The organism is Mesorhizobium sp. B2-3-11, assembly GCF_006442215.1.
GTDB classification, from domain to species: domain Bacteria; phylum Pseudomonadota; class Alphaproteobacteria; order Rhizobiales; family Rhizobiaceae; genus Mesorhizobium; species Mesorhizobium salmacidum.
The window spans coordinates 61,904-78,774 of sequence record NZ_VFVS01000012.1; the positions used below are offsets into that span (position 1 = coordinate 61,904).

Annotated in this window: 14 protein-coding genes; 5 read left to right on the forward strand and 9 right to left on the reverse strand. The window is 65.5% G+C overall.

The window, feature by feature from the left end; translation table 11 throughout:
* Nucleotides 1–6 precede the first annotated feature (6 nt).
* The gene (locus FJ960_RS17510; protein ID WP_246672863.1) at nucleotides 7–1,842 is read right to left on the reverse strand and encodes a GtrA family protein; all 1,836 of its coding nucleotides are present in this window, start codon (nucleotides 1,840–1,842) and stop codon (nucleotides 7–9) included.
* 122 nt (nucleotides 1,843–1,964) lie between these two features.
* On the opposite strand from FJ960_RS17510, the gene FJ960_RS17515 reads away from it, so the two are divergent.
* The 3 genes from FJ960_RS17515 to gshB all read left to right on the forward strand — a co-directional run bounded on the left by FJ960_RS17515 (nucleotide 1,965) and on the right by gshB (nucleotide 4,357).
* Nucleotides 1,965–2,966: a glycosyltransferase gene (locus FJ960_RS17515; protein ID WP_140715629.1), complete on the forward strand. Its 1,002-nt coding sequence runs from the start codon at nucleotides 1,965–1,967 to the stop codon at nucleotides 2,964–2,966.
* A gap of 3 nt (nucleotides 2,967–2,969) precedes the next feature.
* Nucleotides 2,970–3,344 (forward strand): GtrA family protein, encoded by a 375-nt coding sequence (locus tag FJ960_RS17520; RefSeq protein ID WP_140715631.1) that lies wholly within the window; start codon nucleotides 2,970–2,972, stop codon nucleotides 3,342–3,344.
* A 71-nt stretch (nucleotides 3,345–3,415) separates the two neighbouring features.
* Nucleotides 3,416–4,357: a glutathione synthase gene (gene gshB / locus FJ960_RS17525; RefSeq protein WP_140715633.1), complete on the forward strand. Its 942-nt coding sequence runs from the start codon at nucleotides 3,416–3,418 to the stop codon at nucleotides 4,355–4,357.
* Nucleotides 4,358–4,469: 112 nt separating this feature from the next.
* Here the strand turns inward: gshB and FJ960_RS17530 are convergent, their stop codons facing one another.
* Complete coding sequence (locus FJ960_RS17530; RefSeq protein WP_246672864.1) at nucleotides 4,470–4,964, reverse strand: LysR substrate-binding domain-containing protein; 495 nt, start codon at nucleotides 4,962–4,964, stop codon at nucleotides 4,470–4,472.
* Nucleotides 4,965–5,293: 329 nt separating this feature from the next.
* Between FJ960_RS17530 and FJ960_RS17535 the strand changes: the two genes are divergently transcribed.
* A complete protein-coding gene (locus tag FJ960_RS17535) occupies nucleotides 5,294–6,826 on the forward strand; it encodes a YifB family Mg chelatase-like AAA ATPase (protein WP_140506979.1) in 1,533 nt (510 codons plus the stop codon).
* Nucleotides 6,827–7,027: 201 nt separating this feature from the next.
* Here the strand turns inward: FJ960_RS17535 and FJ960_RS17540 are convergent, their stop codons facing one another.
* From FJ960_RS17540 to FJ960_RS29910, 5 genes are all read right to left on the reverse strand, one after another.
* The gene (locus tag FJ960_RS17540; protein ID WP_140715635.1) at nucleotides 7,028–9,199 is read right to left on the reverse strand and encodes a malate synthase G; all 2,172 of its coding nucleotides are present in this window, start codon (nucleotides 9,197–9,199) and stop codon (nucleotides 7,028–7,030) included.
* Nucleotides 9,200–9,499: 300 nt separating this feature from the next.
* Complete coding sequence (locus FJ960_RS17545) at nucleotides 9,500–11,542, reverse strand: hydantoinase/oxoprolinase family protein (RefSeq protein ID WP_140715637.1); 2,043 nt, start codon at nucleotides 11,540–11,542, stop codon at nucleotides 9,500–9,502.
* Nucleotides 11,543–11,734: 192 nt separating this feature from the next.
* Nucleotides 11,735–12,361 carry a CDGSH iron-sulfur domain-containing protein gene (locus FJ960_RS17550; protein WP_140506984.1) on the reverse strand — a complete coding sequence of 209 codons (627 nt, stop codon included), beginning with the start codon at nucleotides 12,359–12,361 and terminating at the stop codon, nucleotides 11,735–11,737.
* Nucleotides 12,362–12,469: 108 nt separating this feature from the next.
* On the reverse strand, nucleotides 12,470–12,841 hold the full coding sequence (locus tag FJ960_RS17555) for a hypothetical protein (RefSeq protein ID WP_140715639.1): 372 nt from the start codon (nucleotides 12,839–12,841) through the stop codon (nucleotides 12,470–12,472).
* A 116-nt stretch (nucleotides 12,842–12,957) separates the two neighbouring features.
* Nucleotides 12,958–13,164, reverse strand: a complete 207-nt coding sequence (locus FJ960_RS29910; RefSeq protein ID WP_246672865.1) for a DUF1127 domain-containing protein — start codon at nucleotides 13,162–13,164, stop codon at nucleotides 12,958–12,960.
* Nucleotides 13,165–13,411: 247 nt separating this feature from the next.
* Here FJ960_RS29910 and FJ960_RS17565 point away from each other — a divergent pair, with 247 nt between their 5' ends.
* Nucleotides 13,412–14,932: a winged helix-turn-helix domain-containing protein gene (locus tag FJ960_RS17565; RefSeq protein WP_140715792.1), complete on the forward strand. Its 1,521-nt coding sequence runs from the start codon at nucleotides 13,412–13,414 to the stop codon at nucleotides 14,930–14,932.
* Between the two features lie 33 nt (nucleotides 14,933–14,965).
* On the opposite strand, the gene FJ960_RS17570 is transcribed toward FJ960_RS17565, so the two are convergent.
* Nucleotides 14,966–15,322, reverse strand: coding sequence for a hypothetical protein (locus tag FJ960_RS17570; RefSeq protein WP_140506991.1), 357 nt, complete (start codon nucleotides 15,320–15,322; stop codon nucleotides 14,966–14,968).
* Nucleotides 15,323–15,372: 50 nt separating this feature from the next.
* The gene (locus FJ960_RS17575; protein WP_140715641.1) at nucleotides 15,373–16,860 is read right to left on the reverse strand and encodes an aspartate aminotransferase family protein; all 1,488 of its coding nucleotides are present in this window, start codon (nucleotides 16,858–16,860) and stop codon (nucleotides 15,373–15,375) included.
* Nucleotides 16,861–16,871 lie beyond the last annotated feature (11 nt).

The following is a 16,871-nucleotide window of genomic DNA, read 5'->3' on the forward strand; positions in this document are numbered from 1 at the left end:
GTCGGATCAGCCGCCGAGCCGGACGCGGTAGAGTTCCAGGGGGCTGCCCCTGGTCTCCGCCACCGGCTCCAGCCATTCCGGCACGTTGCCGCGCATCAGACCGGCCAGAAAACCGTCCGGCGCCCTGGCCGCGAACAGCCGGCTTTCCGGGTTGCCGCGGCAGAGCGCGACAAGGCCGATATGGTGGCTTTCGACGACGGCTTTCGCGTCGGTGGCCGAGCCCAGCAAGGCGTCGAACACGAGCAGGTTACCGGCGACGTTGCGATGGTAGGGTCCGGCGAACACGCGATGACCGGTAAAGGCGAGGATCGGCGAGCCAAGATTGGAGATGGCAAGCACCGCGGTGGGGGCCATCGCGCCAAGCGCGGCGAACGAAGCCTTGCTGTTGCAGGGCGCATCGATGCCGGCGTCCCTGGCGGGAGCAGCAGCTGCGAAGGCGCTCGATGCCACTTGAGCTGCGCCCGACCAGATCGCGTTGACCGAGATCAGCCAGGCCACGGCCATCCTGAGCACGGAACCACTGGACGGGCTGGCTTCTGCCCGCTGCCGCCATTTGGCGATCCAGGCCGAAAGCGGGATCACCGCGAAGACGATGGAGAAGGTCGAGCCGCGCACTTCCCAGGCACTGACCAGAAGCGCCACCACCAGCAGCGCGGTGACGAGGCTGTCCTGCCGCCGCCAGCCGCCATGGCTGAAGCGGAGCGCCATCAGAACGATCGCCACCAATGGCGTGGCAAAGCGCGCCACCGCCCTTGCCGGATCGTCGGCGACAAGCTGGACGATCGACTGCGCCTCCTCGATATAGCCGAGCCACATTTGCTGCAGGCGCGGATCGAGATGAGCATAGGGGGCCGCCAGGCATTGCGGAAACAGGAGCCCCACGACGAGAGCGAGAGCGACGGCCAGCAGGCCAAGCGACATCAGGCGCCGGGCGGCCGTCGCGTTGGCGGCCTTCCATGAAGCAATGATTGCCAGACCGGCGCCGGCAAGCCCGGTGACGGCGAACTGCACGACCGAGAACGTGTCGCATTGGGCCTGGCCCCAGGACGACACGGGGATGGTTGCGGCGAAGACGAGAGCCGAGGCGCCGGCGACGCCGAGGCCGAAATCCCTGGCGATTAGCCTTTCACCCTCCCGATTGCCGAGAAACAGCAGCGCGACGACGGCGCCGAGGGATCCGGCATAGGGCGCGCTTTCCATGCCGATGGCCAAGGTCAGCGTGGCGCAGAGGCCCGCGACGAGAGCAGCCGGCCGATGCGTTGGCGCCTCGAGCAGCAAGGCGAGGCTCGCCAGCGTCAGCATCAGTTGGACATTGTGATGATCGAGCGCGCCGGGAGAAAAAATCCCGATGTAATACAAGGCCGCCCCGCCGACGACGGCGGCGGGCAGCACCGCGTGCGGGCCGGCGAAAGCGCGCGCGGCGCGGACGATGAAGAAGATCGCGAGCCAGAACTGCAGCGCGGGCCAAAGTATTTGCACGATTTGTTCGGCCAAGGCGGTGCTGCCCGTCAGGGCCGAAACGGCAAGGATGCTCAGTGCCAGCGGCGCGTCGAGCAGCCGCGACCAGTGCATGACGAAGCCGCCTTCGAGACCCATCCTGTACTGGTGCAGGTCGAACCAGCCCTGGCCCGCCAGCAGGTCGCGGACTTCGACCAATTGCAGCAGGCTGTCATTGTCGCCCGCCGGATTGGCCAGTTGCGGGAATCCCTGCTGGGCCTCGAGCGCCAGCAGCAGCAAGGCTGCAAACAACGCAAATGCGATATCGGACTTCCAGGTGGAAGTTCCCCTTGCCGTACCCATCCCGATCGCCCTTGGCGTGAATGCCGGGCCTTTCCAGGCCAATCGACACTCGTGAAGTCGGTCTTAAACCTAGCCTTAACGGCTTCAATAAATAGTAAAACCGCCTGAACGCGGCCGGTTTCCGGAGCGCGGCCGCATGGTCGACAAGGCATTCGGAGACGAAAATGCCCCAAGACATCAGCCGTGAACCCACCATCGCCGTGCTCCTGCCTTGCTACAATGAGGAGCTGACCATCGCCGAGGTGGTACGGCGGTTCCGCGAGACGCTGCCTGCGGCAACCATCTATGTCTACGACAACAATTCGAAGGATCTGACCGCCCTGCGCGCCCGCGCGGCCGGCGCCATCGTGGTTCGCGAGCCGCGCCAGGGCAAGGGCAATGTGGTGCGGCGCATGTTCGCCGACATCGACGCCGACATCTATCTGATGGCCGATGGCGACGGCACCTACGCGCCCGAAGACGCGCCGCAACTGATCAACACGCTCTTGACCGAACGTTGCGACATGGTGGTGGGCACCAGGCGAGGCGTCAACGACGATGCCGGCCGCGCCGGCCATGCCTTTGGCAACCGTGTCTTCAACAGCCTCTACAAATGGCTGTTCGGCGACGATTTCACCGACATCTTCTCCGGCTACCGCGTCTTCACCAGGCGTTTCGTCAAGAGCTTTCCCGCCGTGTCCGGCGGCTTCGAGATCGAGACCGAAATGTCGGTGCACGCCTCGCAGCTCAAATTGCCGGTCAGCGAAATCGCGCTCGACTACGGACGCCGGCCGGAAGGCTCGTCGTCGAAACTGTCGACCTTCCGCGACGGCGCCAGGATCCTGTGGATGTTCGCCATGCTGATGAAGGAGACGCAGCCGCTGCGCTTCTTCGGCGCCTTTTCGCTGTTCTTCCTGGCCTCAAGCCTGTTCCTGATGGCGCCGGTGCTGGTCGAATTCGCCGAAACCGGTCTCGTTCCGCGCATGCCGACATGGGTGCTGTCGGTCGGGCTGCTGCTTCTGTCCATGCTGGCGGCGGTGACCGGACTGATTCTTGATTCGGTCTCGCGTGGGCGCGCCGAACAGAAGCGGATCTTCTATCTCTCCATGCCTTCGGGCCGTGTCGAGCGCCGCACGGGCGATGTGGTTCAGAAGCCGGAACGGGGCAAGGCCTCGCGCGCGGCCTGAACGATGCAACGCGTCGTCCGCTTTGTCGTCGCAGGCGGCATCGGTTTCGTCGCCGACGCGGCGGCACTCTGGCTGCTGCTCGCCGTCACGCCGCTCGGGCCCTTCGTCAGCCGCATGCTCTCGATCGGCTTTGCGCTCTGCGTCACATGGCAGATCAACCGGCATCTGACCTTCTCGCCGTCGAGCAGGGGATTGACACAGGAAGGCGCCCGCTATGGCGGCGTCGGCGTCGCCACCAGCATCGTCAACTATGCCGTCTACTCGGCCATCCTGCTGGTGCTGTCGGCAGCGCCACCATTGGGCGCGCTTGCCATCGCTTCGCTGGTGGCCATGACGCTGTCCTTCGTGGGTTACTCGCGGCTGGTCTTCGACCGTTAGCGGCGTGGCCCGATTGGCAGAAGGCGCCGCGACCCTTATATCGCATGCGTTGACTGCGTTGGGGATCCACCATGAAGCTGAAAATCGCCGTCCAGATGGACCATGTCTCCACCGTGTCGATCGCCGGCGACACCTCGTTCGCGCTGTCGCTGGAAGCGCAGCGGCGCGGCCATCAATTGTTCCACTACACCCCAGACCGGTTGTCGCTGCGCGACGGCAAGGTGTTTGCCCGCATCGAGGAGATGCAGGTGCGCGATGAGAAGGGCAGCCACTATTCGCTGGGCGAAAAGGTGCGCACCGACCTGTCGGAGATGGACGTCATCCTGCTGCGCCAGGACCCGCCCTTCGACATGAACTACATCACCACGACCCATATCCTCGAGCGCATCCATCCGAAGACGCTGGTCGTCAACGACCCGGCCTGGGTGCGCAACAGCCCGGAAAAGATCTTCGTCACCGAGTTTCCCGACCTGATGCCGGACACGCTGATCACCAAGGATCCGCTTGAGGTGGCCGCCTTCCGCAAGGAGTTCGGCGACATCATCGTCAAGCCGCTCTACGGCAATGGCGGCGCCGGCATCTTCCATCTCTTGGAAGCCGACCGCAACCTCGCCTCGCTGCTCGAAATGTTCGGCCAGCTGTTTCGCGAGCCCTATATCGTGCAGCGCTACCTGAAGGATGTACGCAAGGGTGACAAACGCATCATCCTGATCGACGGCGAGCCGGTCGGCGCCATCAACCGGGTGCCGGCCGAGCACGATTCCCGCTCCAACATGCATGTCGGCGGCCGCGCGGAGAAGACCGAGTTGACCGAACGTGAGCGCGAAATCTGCGCCCGCATCGGACCGTCGCTGAAAGAGCGCGGCTTCATCCTGGTCGGCATCGACGTCATCGGCGACTACATGACCGAGATCAATGTCACCTCGCCGACCGGCGTGCGTGAAGTGCAACGCTTCGGCGGCGCCGACATCGCCAGCCTGTTCTGGGACGCGGTGGAAGCGAAACGGGCATAATCCGTTTCCACTTTGTGTTAACCATGTTCCGCTTTTGCAGCCGGGTACAACCGGGGCGCAACCTGTGCGGCTACCGGGTTCCCCCGATGTTCCTGATTTGACCGAGGACTCTTCAGGCCCCGCGCTGTTCGCGCGCCCTGACATCAGCGGTCTCGGCCAGTACCCAGTCCCTGAACAGCCGGATCTTCGGGGTGTTGCGGCGGCCTTCGGAATGCACGAGCCAATAGCCGTCGCCGTCGGACCCCAGCGCCTCGAACGGCTGGATCAGCTGTCCTGTCGTCAGCAATGAGGAGTAGAGATTGCGGGTGAGGATGGCGACACCCTGGTCCGTCAGCGCCGCCATCGCGTCATAGGCCTGTGTGCCGAGCTCCGGACCGGCTATGATGCGATCCGGCTCGAAGCGGGCACCGGCTGCCTCGAACCAGATCTTCCACCAGGGATCGCTCGAACAGCATAGTGGCAGCTTGTAGAGATCCTGCGGGTGGCGGATGCCTCCCACGCTCCGCACCAGCCTTGGGCTGAGCATCGGCGTGTAGTCTGCCTTGAACAGGTAGTGGGCTCCCAGGCCCGGCCATTTCCCGGTGCCGGTGCGAATGCCGATATCCATGCCGTCGCCCAAAATCGGCCAGCCGGGACGATGTATCGACTTTCACGGCAAGGTCCGGATGCATCAGCTGGAATGCTCCAAGGCGCACGGCGAGCCAGGTCGAGGCGAAAGTCTGGACCGTGGTGACGGAGAGCACACCGGTGGCGCCGCCCTTGGTCGCAACCCATGCGTCGGCCAGCGCCGAGAACGCGCCCGATGCCGTATGCACCCGTTTGCCTTTGTTCTTGTATTGTTCTTGCCTAAGCCTGAAATCTGTGGTTGTCTTGAGCTGACGTCGCTCGTGGATTGTTCACAAGGGCTGGGGGCGAGCCGGGCATCGGGGGCAGAATATGGTGGCGCGGGTTCGTACGGTCGCTTTCCAGGGCATCGAGGCCGTGCCGGTCGACGTGCAGGTGATGATCGCACCCGGCAAGGTCAACATGCACATCGTCGGCCTGCCGGACAAGGCGGTGGCCGAGAGCCGCGAGCGGGTCCAGGCGGCCCTTCATGCTTCCGGCCTGTCGATGCCGTCGAAAAAAGTAACGATCAATTTGGCGCCCGCGGATTTGCCCAAGGAAGGCAGCCATTACGATCTGCCGATCGCACTCGGCCTGATGGCGGCCCTCGGCGCCATTCCGGGCGACATGCTGGCCGGCTATGTCGTGCTCGGCGAACTGTCGCTTGACGGGACGATCACGGCGGTTGCCGGTGCGCTGCCGGCGGCGATCGGCGCCAATGCCGAGGGCAAGGGCCTGATCTGCCCGTTCGCCTGTGGGCCGGAAGCGGCCTGGGCGGGGCGGGAATTCGACATTCTGGCGCCGCGCAGCCTGATTGCCATAGCCAACCATTTCCGCGGTACGCAGGTGCTGTCGCGCCCGGAGGCCGGCATCCACGCCTCGGCACGCGACCTGCCCGACCTTGCCGACATCAAGGGCCAGGAGACGGCGAAGCGGGCGCTGGAACTGGCGGCCGCGGGCGGCCACAATCTCTTGATGATCGGTCCTCCGGGCTCGGGAAAATCGATGCTGGCGCAGCGTCTTCCCTCGATCCTGCCGCCGCTGGCGCCGAAGGAATTGCTCGAAGTCTCGATGATCGCCTCGGTGGCGGGCGAGCTCGGCGAAGGCAAGCTGACCGACCGGCGGCCATTCCGCGCCCCGCACCATTCGGCCTCGATGGCGGCTATGGTGGGCGGCGGCATACGCGCGCGGCCGGGCGAAGTGTCGCTCGCCCATCACGGCGTGCTGTTCCTCGACGAGTTCCCCGAATTCACGCCGCAGACGCTCGATGCGCTGCGCCAGCCGCTTGAGACCGGCGACTGCATGATCGCGCGCGCCAACCACCGCGTCACTTATCCGGCACGCATCCAGCTGGTGGCGGCGATGAACCCGTGCCGCTGCGGCATGGCCGGGGAACCCGGCTATCGCTGCCTGCGCGGCGAGCGCTGCCGCACCGACTATCAGGCGCGCATCTCAGGCCCGCTGCTCGACCGCATCGATCTTCGCATTGAAGTGCCGGCGGTCTCGGCCAGCGACCTGATCCGGCCCGACCGGGCGGAAAAGAGCGCCGATGTGGCGCTGCGCGTCGGCCGCGCGCGCACCCTCCAGCGCGAGCGCTTCGAACGGCTCGGCGTCAGCAGCGCCACCACCAACGCGCATTGCTCTCCCGCCGTCATCGAAGCGATCGCCATGCCGGACGCCGCCGGCCTGTCGCTGCTCAAGGACGCCAGCGAAAAACTCGCCTTTTCCGCACGGGCCTACCATCGCGTGCTGAAAGTCGCGCGCACGCTCGCCGATCTCGACGCCAGCGAGGCTGTCGGCCGCATCCATCTGGCCGAAGCGATTTCCTACCGCATGAGTTCGGAGCGCATGGCGCAGGCGGCGTAGAGTTCGCCCGGAGGCCGGCATCCCGCCTCGGCACCTGGACCTGCCGACCTCGCCGGCGGAGAGATGGTCAAGCGGGGAGTTTGAAGTGACGGCGGCCGGCGGCCCTGCTCATTGATCCAATTCAGGACAAAGCGGCAAAAGTGACCCTTCAGGTCATGGCCGCAGCCCTCGCCGGAACCAGCTCGATGAGACGCCGCAGGCTCAGGCGCTCTCCCGCGCCTTCAGCTCCAGCCGCCGCTTATGCAGTACGGGCTCGGTGTAACCATTTGGCTGGCTTGTTCCCTTGAACACAAGGTCGCAGGCGGCCTGGAAGGCGATCGAGCTGTCGAAGTCCGGCGCCATCGGCCGGTAGAGCGGATCGCCGACATTCTGCAGATCGACGATCGCGGCCATGCGCTGCAGCGAATCCCTGACCTGGATTTCCGAGCAGACCTTGTGGCGAAGCCAGTTGGCGATGTGCTGCGAGGAGATGCGCAGCGTGGCGCGGTCTTCCATCAGGCCGACGTCGTTGATGTCGGGAACCTTGGAGCAGCCGACGCCCTGGTCGATCCAGCGCACGACATAGCCCAGAATGCCTTGCGCGTTGTTGTCGAGCTCGCGCTGGATTTCGTCGGGCGTCCAGTTGGGCCGCACGGCCACCGGTACCGAGAGGATGTCGTCGAGTTTCGCCTTTGGCCGGCTCTTCAGCGCCGCCTGGACGGCGTGGACATCGACCTTGTGATAGTGCGTGGCGTGCAGCGTCGCCGCCGTCGGCGACGGCACCCAGGCGGTGTTGGCGCCGGCCTTGGGGTGCGCGATCTTCTCGACCAGCATGGCCGCCATCAAATCCGGCATCGCCCACATGCCCTTGCCGATCTGGGCATGGCCGGCCAGCCCGCATTCGAGACCGGTGTCGACATTCCAGGTCTCGTAGGCGGAGATCCAGGCGGCTTGCTTCATGTCGCCCTTGCGGATCATCGGGCCGGCTTCCATCGAGGTGTGGATCTCGTCGCCGGTGCGATCGAGGAAGCCGGTGTTGATGAACACCACGCGCTCCCTGGCGGCGCGGATCGCCTCCTTGAGGTTGATCGTCGTGCGCCGCTCCTCGTCCATGATACCCATCTTGATGGTGTTTGGGGCCATGCCGAGCAGGGCTTCGACGCGGTCGAAGATCTCGACGGCGAAGGCGACTTCCTCCGGCCCGTGCATCTTCGGCTTCACCACATACATCGAGCCGGCGCGGGAGTTCATCCGCCGCCCCTTCGGCCCAACGTCGTGAAGCGCGATCAGGGCCGTCATCGCCGCGTCCACGATGCCTTCCGGTACCTCGTTGCCGTCGCGGTCCAGGATCGCCGGATTGGTCATGAGGTGGCCGACATTGCGCACCAGCATCAGCGAGCGGCCGGGCACGGCCAGCGTGCCGCCGGCGGGGATGGTGTAGACGCGGTCGGGGTTGAGCTTGCGGGTAAAGCTCCTGCCGCCCTTGGTGATCTCTTCCGCCAGATCGCCCTTCATCAGGCCGAGCCAGTTGCGGTAGACGACGACCTTGTCCTCAGCATCCACCGCCGCGACCGAATCCTCGCAGTCCTGGATGGTCGTCAGTGCCGATTCCAGGATGACGTCGGCGATGCCAGCCGGATCGGTGCGGCCGATCTGGTTGGCGCGGTCGATCAGGATCTCGACATGCAGTCCGTTTTTCACCAGGAGCACGGCTTGCGGATTGGCGGCATCGCCGCGATAGCCAACGAACTGTTTCGGGTCGGCGAGCGTGGTGGAGCCGGCGCCTTCGCCGAGCCGCAACGCGCCGTTGGCCACCGACAGGCCGTTAACCCCTGCCCATTTGCCAGAGGTGAGCGGCACCGACTGGTCGAGAAAATCCTTGGCCCAGGCGATCACCTTGGCGCCGCGCGCCGGGTTGAACCCCTTGCCCTTCTGCGCGCCATCGGTTTCGGGAATGGCGTCGGTGCCGTAGAGCGCGTCATAGAGCGAGCCCCAGCGCGCATTGGCGGCATTCAGCGCATAGCGCGCGTTCATCACCGGCACGACAAGCTGCGGCCCGGCGACGACGGCGATTTCCGGGTCGACATTGGCGGTCGAGACGCTGAAGGCCGGCCCTTCCGGAACGAGATAGCCGATCTCCTTCAGGAACGCCTTGTAGGCGTCCATGTCGATTGGCGCGCCATTGTCGCGATACCAGCCGTCGAGCTTTTCCTGCATGGCATCGCGTTTTGCCAGCAGCGCCCGGTTCTTGGGCGCCAAATCATGGACGATGGCCGAAAATCCGTCCCAGAAGCGCGCCGCCTCGATGCCGGTGCCGGGCAACGCTTCGTCGACGACGAAGTCATGCAGCTCGCGGGCAATGCGCAATCCGGCGATCTCGATGCGATCGGTCATCAGGCTACTCCAGATGAAAGGCTTTGCGGGGCGTTTGGCATGTTTGGGGTTGCGGGGTCAATTCAGCTTAGGGTGAAGGTGGGGCATTTTGGGCGGTTGGCCAACCTACCCCCTCGTGGGGGAGATGCCCGGCAGGGCAGAGGGGGGCGCGAAGGATCGCCGACGTTGCCCACTTTTGCCGTGGGACTTCATCCCAACCAGAATATAGGAGCGAAGGGAGAACGGAGATGCTGGCGGGACAGCGCCCCCCTCTGGCCTGCCGGCCATCTCCCCAACGAGGGGGGAGATCGCTCTTCTTCCTCAAACCGCGATCCTTGGCCTGCCGGAAGCCACCGCCACGACATGCGCTTCGATGAACATGCGCTGCGCTTCGACAGTCGAGACCCGGAACTCCGTTGCCACGTCGATCTCGGCGCTGTCGGTGCCGGCATCAAGGGCCCGCTGGGCGACAATGGCGCGGACATCCGCCTCGGCGGCTGCTATCGCCGCCGCCTCGTCGAGGAAATCGCGCACGGTTTCACCCGAGGCAAGCCGGAACAGGCCTTCTTTGGGCTGGCTGACGCGCGCCTCGGCCGAGACCCTGACCTGGCCGACGACGGCACCAAGCGCGTTGGCGACATCGGTATCCCGGGGCACCACGCACTCATTGCCGACCAACGGCGCCAGGCCGGCATAGTGCAGGGGGGCCGAAGCGCCGAGCCCGATGACCGGACGGTCGAGCGCGACGCTGAGGCGGGCGATGCCGGGGTGGGCGTCGACGGCACGCTGGACCAGCGCGTGCGCCACGGTCGCCGCGCCATCGAGCCCGTCCTCGGCAAAGGCGGTTTCCAGGATATATTCGGCCGACCAGCGCGTCAGCGTCACCAGCACTCGTTCCGAGATCGCTTCCGGGGAGGCCGCGATCGCCTGGCCACGGCCATCGCGCCTGCGGGCGAACAGTTCGGCGCCTAAGCGGGCGGCGGCGGCATCCCAGTTCGCCTGCTTGCCGAGCACATGCGCGGCATCCGACGGCGTGAAGCCTGAGATATGCACCAGCCCGCGCGAGACCAGCCGGTTCAGCGTGGCGTTCTGGGCGTTCGACGTCAGCAGCCTGTCGAGGGCAAGCGGCGTCGCGCCAATCGCCTCGTAGAGCTTCGCCTCCGGTGCGGTCAGCCCCGCGGCGAGCCGGTCCGGCACGCCGGTGCGGACCGCGAAGCGGCCGTCCATGCGGCCGGTGTTGGGGGCGCGCAACTGGCGTTCGAGTTCCGCCGTCACCGCCTCGCCATGCGCCATGCCGGCCAGCGCCAGCGGCACCAGGCGGCGCGGCCCGAGCAGGATCTTCGGATTGAGCGCGCCGTCCTCCAGCGTCACTTCGGAATCGCCGCCTAGGCCGAAAGTGCGCATGGCCACCGCCTCGACCATGGTGCGGAAGCCGCCGACGGTAGCGCCTTCGGGATCGAGCCGCGGCCGGCCGCCGTCGAGCACGGCGACGTCGGTGGTGGTGCCGCCAATGTCGGAGACCACCGCGTTGTCGAGCCCGGTCATGTGGCGGGCGCCGACCAGGCTGGCGGCAGGGCCGGAGAGGATCGTCTCGATCGGCCGCTGGCGGGCAAACTCCGCCGAAACCAGCGCCCCATCGCCGCGCACCACCATCAGGGGAGCGGCAATGTTGCGCGCCTGAAGGAACTCCTCGGTCGCCGCCACCAGCCGGTCGATCATCGAGATCAGTCTGGCATTGAGCAGTGTGGTGAGCGCACGGCGTGGCCCGCCGAGCTTGGCCGACAATTCGTGGCTTGATGTGACCGGCAGGCCGGTCCTGTCGCGGATCAGCTCGCGGGCGGCGATCTCATGCGCGGGATTGCGGGTGGCGAAATAGGCGCAGACGGCGAAACCGGAAACCGACGCGCCGAGTTCCGGCAGCATCGCCTCCAGCCCGGACAGGACGAGTTTTGCCGCGTTGCCGTGCACATCATGGCCGCCCGGACAAAACACCACCGGGTCGGTGCCGAGTGCCGTCTTCAGCCCATCACGGGCAAGATCGGCCTCGGAAAAGCCGATCATGACCAGCGCCACCCGGCCGCCCTGCCCCTCGACCAGCGCGTTGGTGGCGAGCGTCGTCGACATCGAGACCAGCTTGATGTCAGCCGGATCGGTGGCCGCCTTTTCCAGCACCGCGTCGACGGCACCCGAAATGCCGACGGCCAGATCATGCCGCGTGGTCAGCGCCTTGGCCTTGGCCAGCACCTTGCCCTTGTTCGGCCCCTCTTGCGGACCTTCGGTCTCGGACCACAGCACGGCATCGGTGTAGGTGCCGCCGGTGTCGATGCCGAGGAAGAGAGGGGCGGGCTTGGTCTTGGCGGTCATTCTTTGGTGGATCCGGGACGGGAGGCGTTCTTTTCACCCGTGCCCTTAGCCGAAACGGGCCGGCCGATAAAGCAGCGTGAGATGGGCCACGGTGTCGTGAACCCACCGGAAAGTCGGTGCGCCGTCCCGCCAACGTATGTGGGGGTTCCTCGTCGCCACGAGGGGGGAGATTGGCAGCGTCGACGCGCCGCCTTATCCGACAAACCCAACCTTCTTATGACTGCCATCGCAGAACGGTTTGTTCGCCGAGTGGCCGCAGCGGCACAGGAAGACCTTCGTGGTGCGATCGACCGTGTGGCCGGTGCCGGTGACGATCTCGACATTGCCTTCGAGCTTGAGCGGGCCGTTGGTGGTAGGCGTCGCCTTCAGCGGGCCGTCACGGGCCTCCAGCGCGGGCGCGTCCTTCAGCGCCGGTTCGCCGGTGGCGGCAAAGCCCGCCTTGATGTGGCTGTTGTCGCAGAACGGCTTGTTCTGCGAGGCGCCGCAGCGGCAGAGCGTGGCGCGGAAGAATGTCTCGTCGCCAAGCACGATCTCGGCATGCACCGCCAGCGGACCGTTTTCGCGCAACCGCACGGTGTTGACCACAGGCGGTTTTTCCTGCGGTCCGCCATCCTTGCGCATATAGGTGATGGCGCCCGAGGGGCAATTCTCGGCCAGCGCGACGATCTTTTCGACGCTGGCCGCCTCGGGATGGATCCATTGTCCCGGCGCGTTGGGCACGAAGACATTTGGGTCGCCGAGCACGCAATTGCGCGAGTGGATGCAGCGTTTGCCGGAAAATCCGACGTCGATCTTGTCGCTTTCGACCATGCCGGCCATTGGCGTGCTCCCTGTGTGCCTGGAGCACACCGCGCCTGATTGCACGCGGCGTGCCTTGGGTGTTTGGCTATGGTCCCCAGCGGGAAACCCGTCAAGCTGGCAAACCGGTCAGGGGACCAGATCGATCTCCTCGGTCTCGCCGCCGCTGCAGGTATAGCAGCAATCCTCGCATTTTTCCTTGTTGCCGGGGCCGACGCCCCAATAGGTGCCTTCGTCGCCGTCAACCCAGGCGCCGTAGCAGATCGATTCGCCTTCATTGCAGGATATCGGCAGCTGCTTGGTCTCGCCGTCATCGAGATAGAAATCCTTGCCATCGCCCGGCCAGACATAGTCGCGGTCCTGGCTGTAGAGCTCGAGGCGCATGGCGTTGGGGTGGCTGTTCTTGACGGCGAAGGTGACGTCGCCGGCTTGGGCGGTCGATACAAACAGGACGGCAAGCGAAAACGCGGCGGCGAGCCGGCGCGCTGATGTGAAAGACATGAAAACCCCCGATGTAGAATCGGCCCCCACGGCCGACGGGGGATCATGACATGACGCGGGCGGGCACTAAAGGGATGATGCCGGCAATCCCGTCCAAATCATCGCGACATTTCGCCTTATCGCTGCCAGAAGGGCAGTTTGGCGATTTCTTCCTCTACCTGTGGCGTCGTCAAACCGATGTCGTCGATCAGATGTGGACTGACCTCCGACATTCGCTTGAGGTCCCAGCGAAAGCGTGTCCGCTCGCGCCAGGCCGCGATGGTGTTTCGCAAGACCGCCAGGCGCCGACGCGGCGCTTGCTTGGGACTTGCGGGCTGCCGCACTGCCGGCGGAACCGAAACAAGGATATGGTTTATAACAACCTCCGTGGGGCCGGAGCCCTCGAGCTGAAAGAGGTTGCATTCTGCGGAACGCGAACGCCGCCGTAATTAAGGCCCGCCAAATAGTTCTCAAAAGTTCCAAACGGCGCCTAACTCTTTGTTTTCATGCAATTCCTCCAGGGAAAGCGCTATGCGCTTCTCCGGGGCAAACCGCTTCGCACTTTTCCTGGAATTGCTCTATAGATGCGCCATGCAGGGAGAGCGCTTTGCCTTTGGCCCGTTCATGCTCGATGCCGGTGCGGGAACGCTGCTCCGGAACGACGTCCCCGTGGCCATCGGTTATCGCGGGCTGAAGCTGCTCGCGGCGCTGGTCGCAAGGGCCGGCGAAATCCTTGAGAAGGCCGAACTCATGGACGCGGCGTGGCCGGGCACGGCCGTCGAGGAAGGCAACCTCACCGTCCAGATCGCGCAATTGCGCAAGCTGCTCGGTCCGCCCGGCATTGCTACTGAAGGAGGCGGCGAATGGATCGCCACCGTTCCACGCGTCGGCTACCGCTTCACGGGAGCCGTCGAACAGCTCGCCGGCGCCAAGCGAAAACCGTTGCCGCTGCCTGACAAACCATCGATCGCGGTGCTGCCCTTCGTCAATTTCAGCAACGATGCCGGGCAGGACGCTTTCTGCGACGGCTTGACCGAAGACCTGATCACCGACCTGTCGAGGATCTCCGGCCTGTTCGTCATCGCGCGCAATTCGACCTTTGCCTATAAGGGAAGGGCGATGGATGTGCGCGAGATCGCCAGGGAACTTGGCGTCCGCTACCTGCTGGAGGGCAGCGCGCGGCGTGACGCGGGGCGCGTGCGCATCAACGCACAGCTGGTCGACGCGGCGAGCGGCGACCATCTCTGGGCGGAACGCTTCGACCGCGGCCTGGACGATATCTTCGCCGTCCAGGACGAGGTGACCGCCAAGATCGTGGAGGCGTTGCTCGGCCGGCTGCGCGCGCCGCCGCCACGCAACCGGCCCACCAATCTCGATGCCTACGATCTGTGCGTGCGGGCGCGCAAGCTGATCGACGATTCGCCGCAGACGGCACGGGAAGCGCATCTGATGCTGACGCGCGCGGTTGCGCTCGACCCCGACTACGCCGAGGCCTATCGCTGGCTCGCCATGAACCACTGGATGGGATGGGTGCACTGGGGCGAGCCGATCGACCCTAACCGCCGCATTGCCCTGGACCTGGCGCGCAAGGCGGTCGCGATCGATCCGAACGATGCCGGCTGCCACTGGGTGCTCGGCAATTTGCTTGCCTATGAGCATGATTTCGCCGAGTCGGATGCCGAATTCGCCAGGGCGTTCGAACTCGACCCCAACGAGGCCGATGCCTGGGCGATATTGTCCGATATAACGACGCTCGCCGGGCGGGTGGAGGAGGGCCTGCAGCAGATCCGCAAGGCGTTCCGGCTGAACCCGTTTCCGGCAAGCTGGTACTATCTGACGCTCGGCCAGGCGCAATATGCGGCGCGCGACTACGCTGCCGCCGTCGAGACGCTGCGCCGGGACGAGACCTACCGCACCAGCTCACGCCGCTTCCTTGCGGCAAGCCTTGCGCAACTTGGCCGGCTCGACGAGGCGCGCGCGGAGGTCGAGCTGTTCCTCGTCGGCAACCCGCATTTCACGACCCGCCACTGGGTGATGACCGAGCCGTTCCGCGACGACGCGACGCGTGAGCATTTCATCGAGGGCTTCCACAAGGCCGGCCTCCCAGACTGACGCCCGGAATGACTGCCTGGACGGGATCCCCGATCACGGCACCAGGTCGATCGTCTCGGTCGCGTGCTCCACGCAGATGAAACAGCAGGTATCGCAGGGCTGGTCGTTGTCTGGGCCGACGCCGGCGGAAATCTTGTCATTGCCATCGACCCAGGCGCCATAGCAGATGCGTTCGCCCTGGTTGCAGGAGATCGGCACTGATTTCTGCGAGTCCGGATCAACAAGGAACACCTTGTCGTTGCCCGGCCAGACGGTCTCACGGTCGCGGCTGAACAGCTCGACCGCGACCGCCTCCTTGCGCAGGTTCTTGACGAAAAAGGCCATATCGGCGGCATCGGCCGAATTGGCCAGGACCAGTGCCGCCAGCGCAACCATGCGAAACAACGTCACCGCCGACCTCCCCCGAATCATCGCGGGCAGGTTCGCACGGCCGCCCGGAACTAGGAAGACACGCGGCCCTCCGCAGTGATCTCACGCCCCAGCCTCACCGCTTCACGCACCAGCAGATCGAGATCGTCGCGGCGGGTGCGATGATTGGTGATCGCCACACGCAGCCAGTGCTCGCCATGCACGGTGGTGTCGGAGAGTGCCGCGATGCCTTGCTCCTGCAGCCGCAGCATGATCTCGGTGTTGAGCGCCTTCAGCGCTTCGCCCGCCAAACCGGGTTGGTAGCGGAAGCAGACGATGTTGATGGTCGGCGCTGCCGCCAGTTCCAGCGAAGGCTCGGCCTCGATCAGCCTGGCCAGATAGGAGACCTGCGCGATGTTCTGGTCGATCAGGCGGCCTAATTTTTCGATGCCATGCTCCTTCAGCGCCATCCACACTTTCAGCGCGCGAAAGCCGCGCGAGGTCTGCAGGCCATAGTCGTGCAGCCATTCGCCGGATGCGAGGCCGCGCGGCGTCGATTCCAGATATTCCGGCGTCACCGCGAAGGTCCGGCGGTGCGCTGTGGCATCCCTGACCAGGGCACAGCCGACCTCGAACGGCGCGTGCAGCCATTTGTGCGGATCGAGCGCGATCGAATCGGCCCATTCGATGCCGGCGACGCGGTGGGCGTTTTGCGGCGCTATCGCGATCAGCGCGCCAATACAGCCATCGACATGAAACCAGAGTCCTTCCTCGTGCGCGAGTTTGGCAAGCGCCCTGAGATCGTCGATCGCGCCGGTGTTGACCGTACCGGCATTGCCGATGACGCAGGCCGGCGTGACGCCGGCTGCCCGGTCCTCGGCGATCGCCGCGCGCAAGGCCGATATGTCGATGCGCAGCCCGGCATCCGTCGCGATCCGGCGCAGCGCCCGGTTGCCGAGCCCAAGCGCTTCCATCGCCTTGCGATGGCAGGAATGGATCTGGTCCGAGCCGTAGAAGCGCAGCGGTTTTTCGATGGCGGCGACGCCGTGTTCGCGCACATCGATGCCGGCCTTGGCGTTGCGCGCCACGGTCAGCCCGATGATATTGGCCATCGAGCCGCCGCTGACCAGCGTGCCGGAGGCCGATGCCGGAAGGCCCAGCATCTGCTTGCACCAGTTCACCACCTGGTTGTCCATCAGCCCCGCGGCGTGGTTGCCGCCGCCGAGATTGGAGCCCTGGATCGCCGCCAGGAAATCGCCGATCGCGCCGGTGAAGTTGCTCGACCCCATGTACCAGGACCAGAAGCGCGGATGGATGTTGCCCATGGGATAGGACATCACGGTGCGCGAGACCTCGCCGTAGACGGCGGCAAGCGGTGCCGGCGAGCGCGGCAACGGGGCGCTGAAGAAGTCCCGCACATCGGCCGGCATCTCCCGCCACACCGGGCGGTCGCGCACGTCGCGCAGATAATCGACGGCATCGTCGACGACCCGGTGCGACAAGGCCTGCACATCGGCCCAGTCGGCGGGGTCAAGCGTTTCCTCGGCCACCATGCCGACGGTTTCTCGCGCGATGTCCATGACTGCCTCCG

Bases quoted from the DNA above. Each gene is read 5' to 3' on its own strand.
- FJ960_RS17515 (WP_140715629.1), top strand. From the start codon at position 1,965: ATGCCCCAAGACATCAGCCGTGAACCCACCATCGCCGTGCTCCTGCCT.
- FJ960_RS17520 (WP_140715631.1), top strand. From the start codon at position 2,970: ATGCAACGCGTCGTCCGCTTTGTCGTCGCAGGCGGCATCGGTTTCGTC.
- gshB (WP_140715633.1), top strand. From the start codon at position 3,416: ATGAAGCTGAAAATCGCCGTCCAGATGGACCATGTCTCCACCGTGTCG.
- FJ960_RS17530 (WP_246672864.1), bottom strand. From the start codon at position 4,964: ATGGATATCGGCATTCGCACCGGCACCGGGAAATGGCCGGGCCTGGGA.
- FJ960_RS17535 (WP_140506979.1), top strand. From the start codon at position 5,294: ATGGTGGCGCGGGTTCGTACGGTCGCTTTCCAGGGCATCGAGGCCGTG.
- FJ960_RS17540 (WP_140715635.1), bottom strand. From the start codon at position 9,199: ATGACCGATCGCATCGAGATCGCCGGATTGCGCATTGCCCGCGAGCTG.
- FJ960_RS17545 (WP_140715637.1), bottom strand. From the start codon at position 11,542: ATGACCGCCAAGACCAAGCCCGCCCCTCTCTTCCTCGGCATCGACACC.
- FJ960_RS17550 (WP_140506984.1), bottom strand. From the start codon at position 12,361: ATGGCCGGCATGGTCGAAAGCGACAAGATCGACGTCGGATTTTCCGGC.
- FJ960_RS17555 (WP_140715639.1), bottom strand. From the start codon at position 12,841: ATGTCTTTCACATCAGCGCGCCGGCTCGCCGCCGCGTTTTCGCTTGCC.
- FJ960_RS17565 (WP_140715792.1), top strand. From the start codon at position 13,412: ATGCAGGGAGAGCGCTTTGCCTTTGGCCCGTTCATGCTCGATGCCGGT.
- FJ960_RS17575 (WP_140715641.1), bottom strand. From the start codon at position 16,860: ATGGACATCGCGCGAGAAACCGTCGGCATGGTGGCCGAGGAAACGCTT.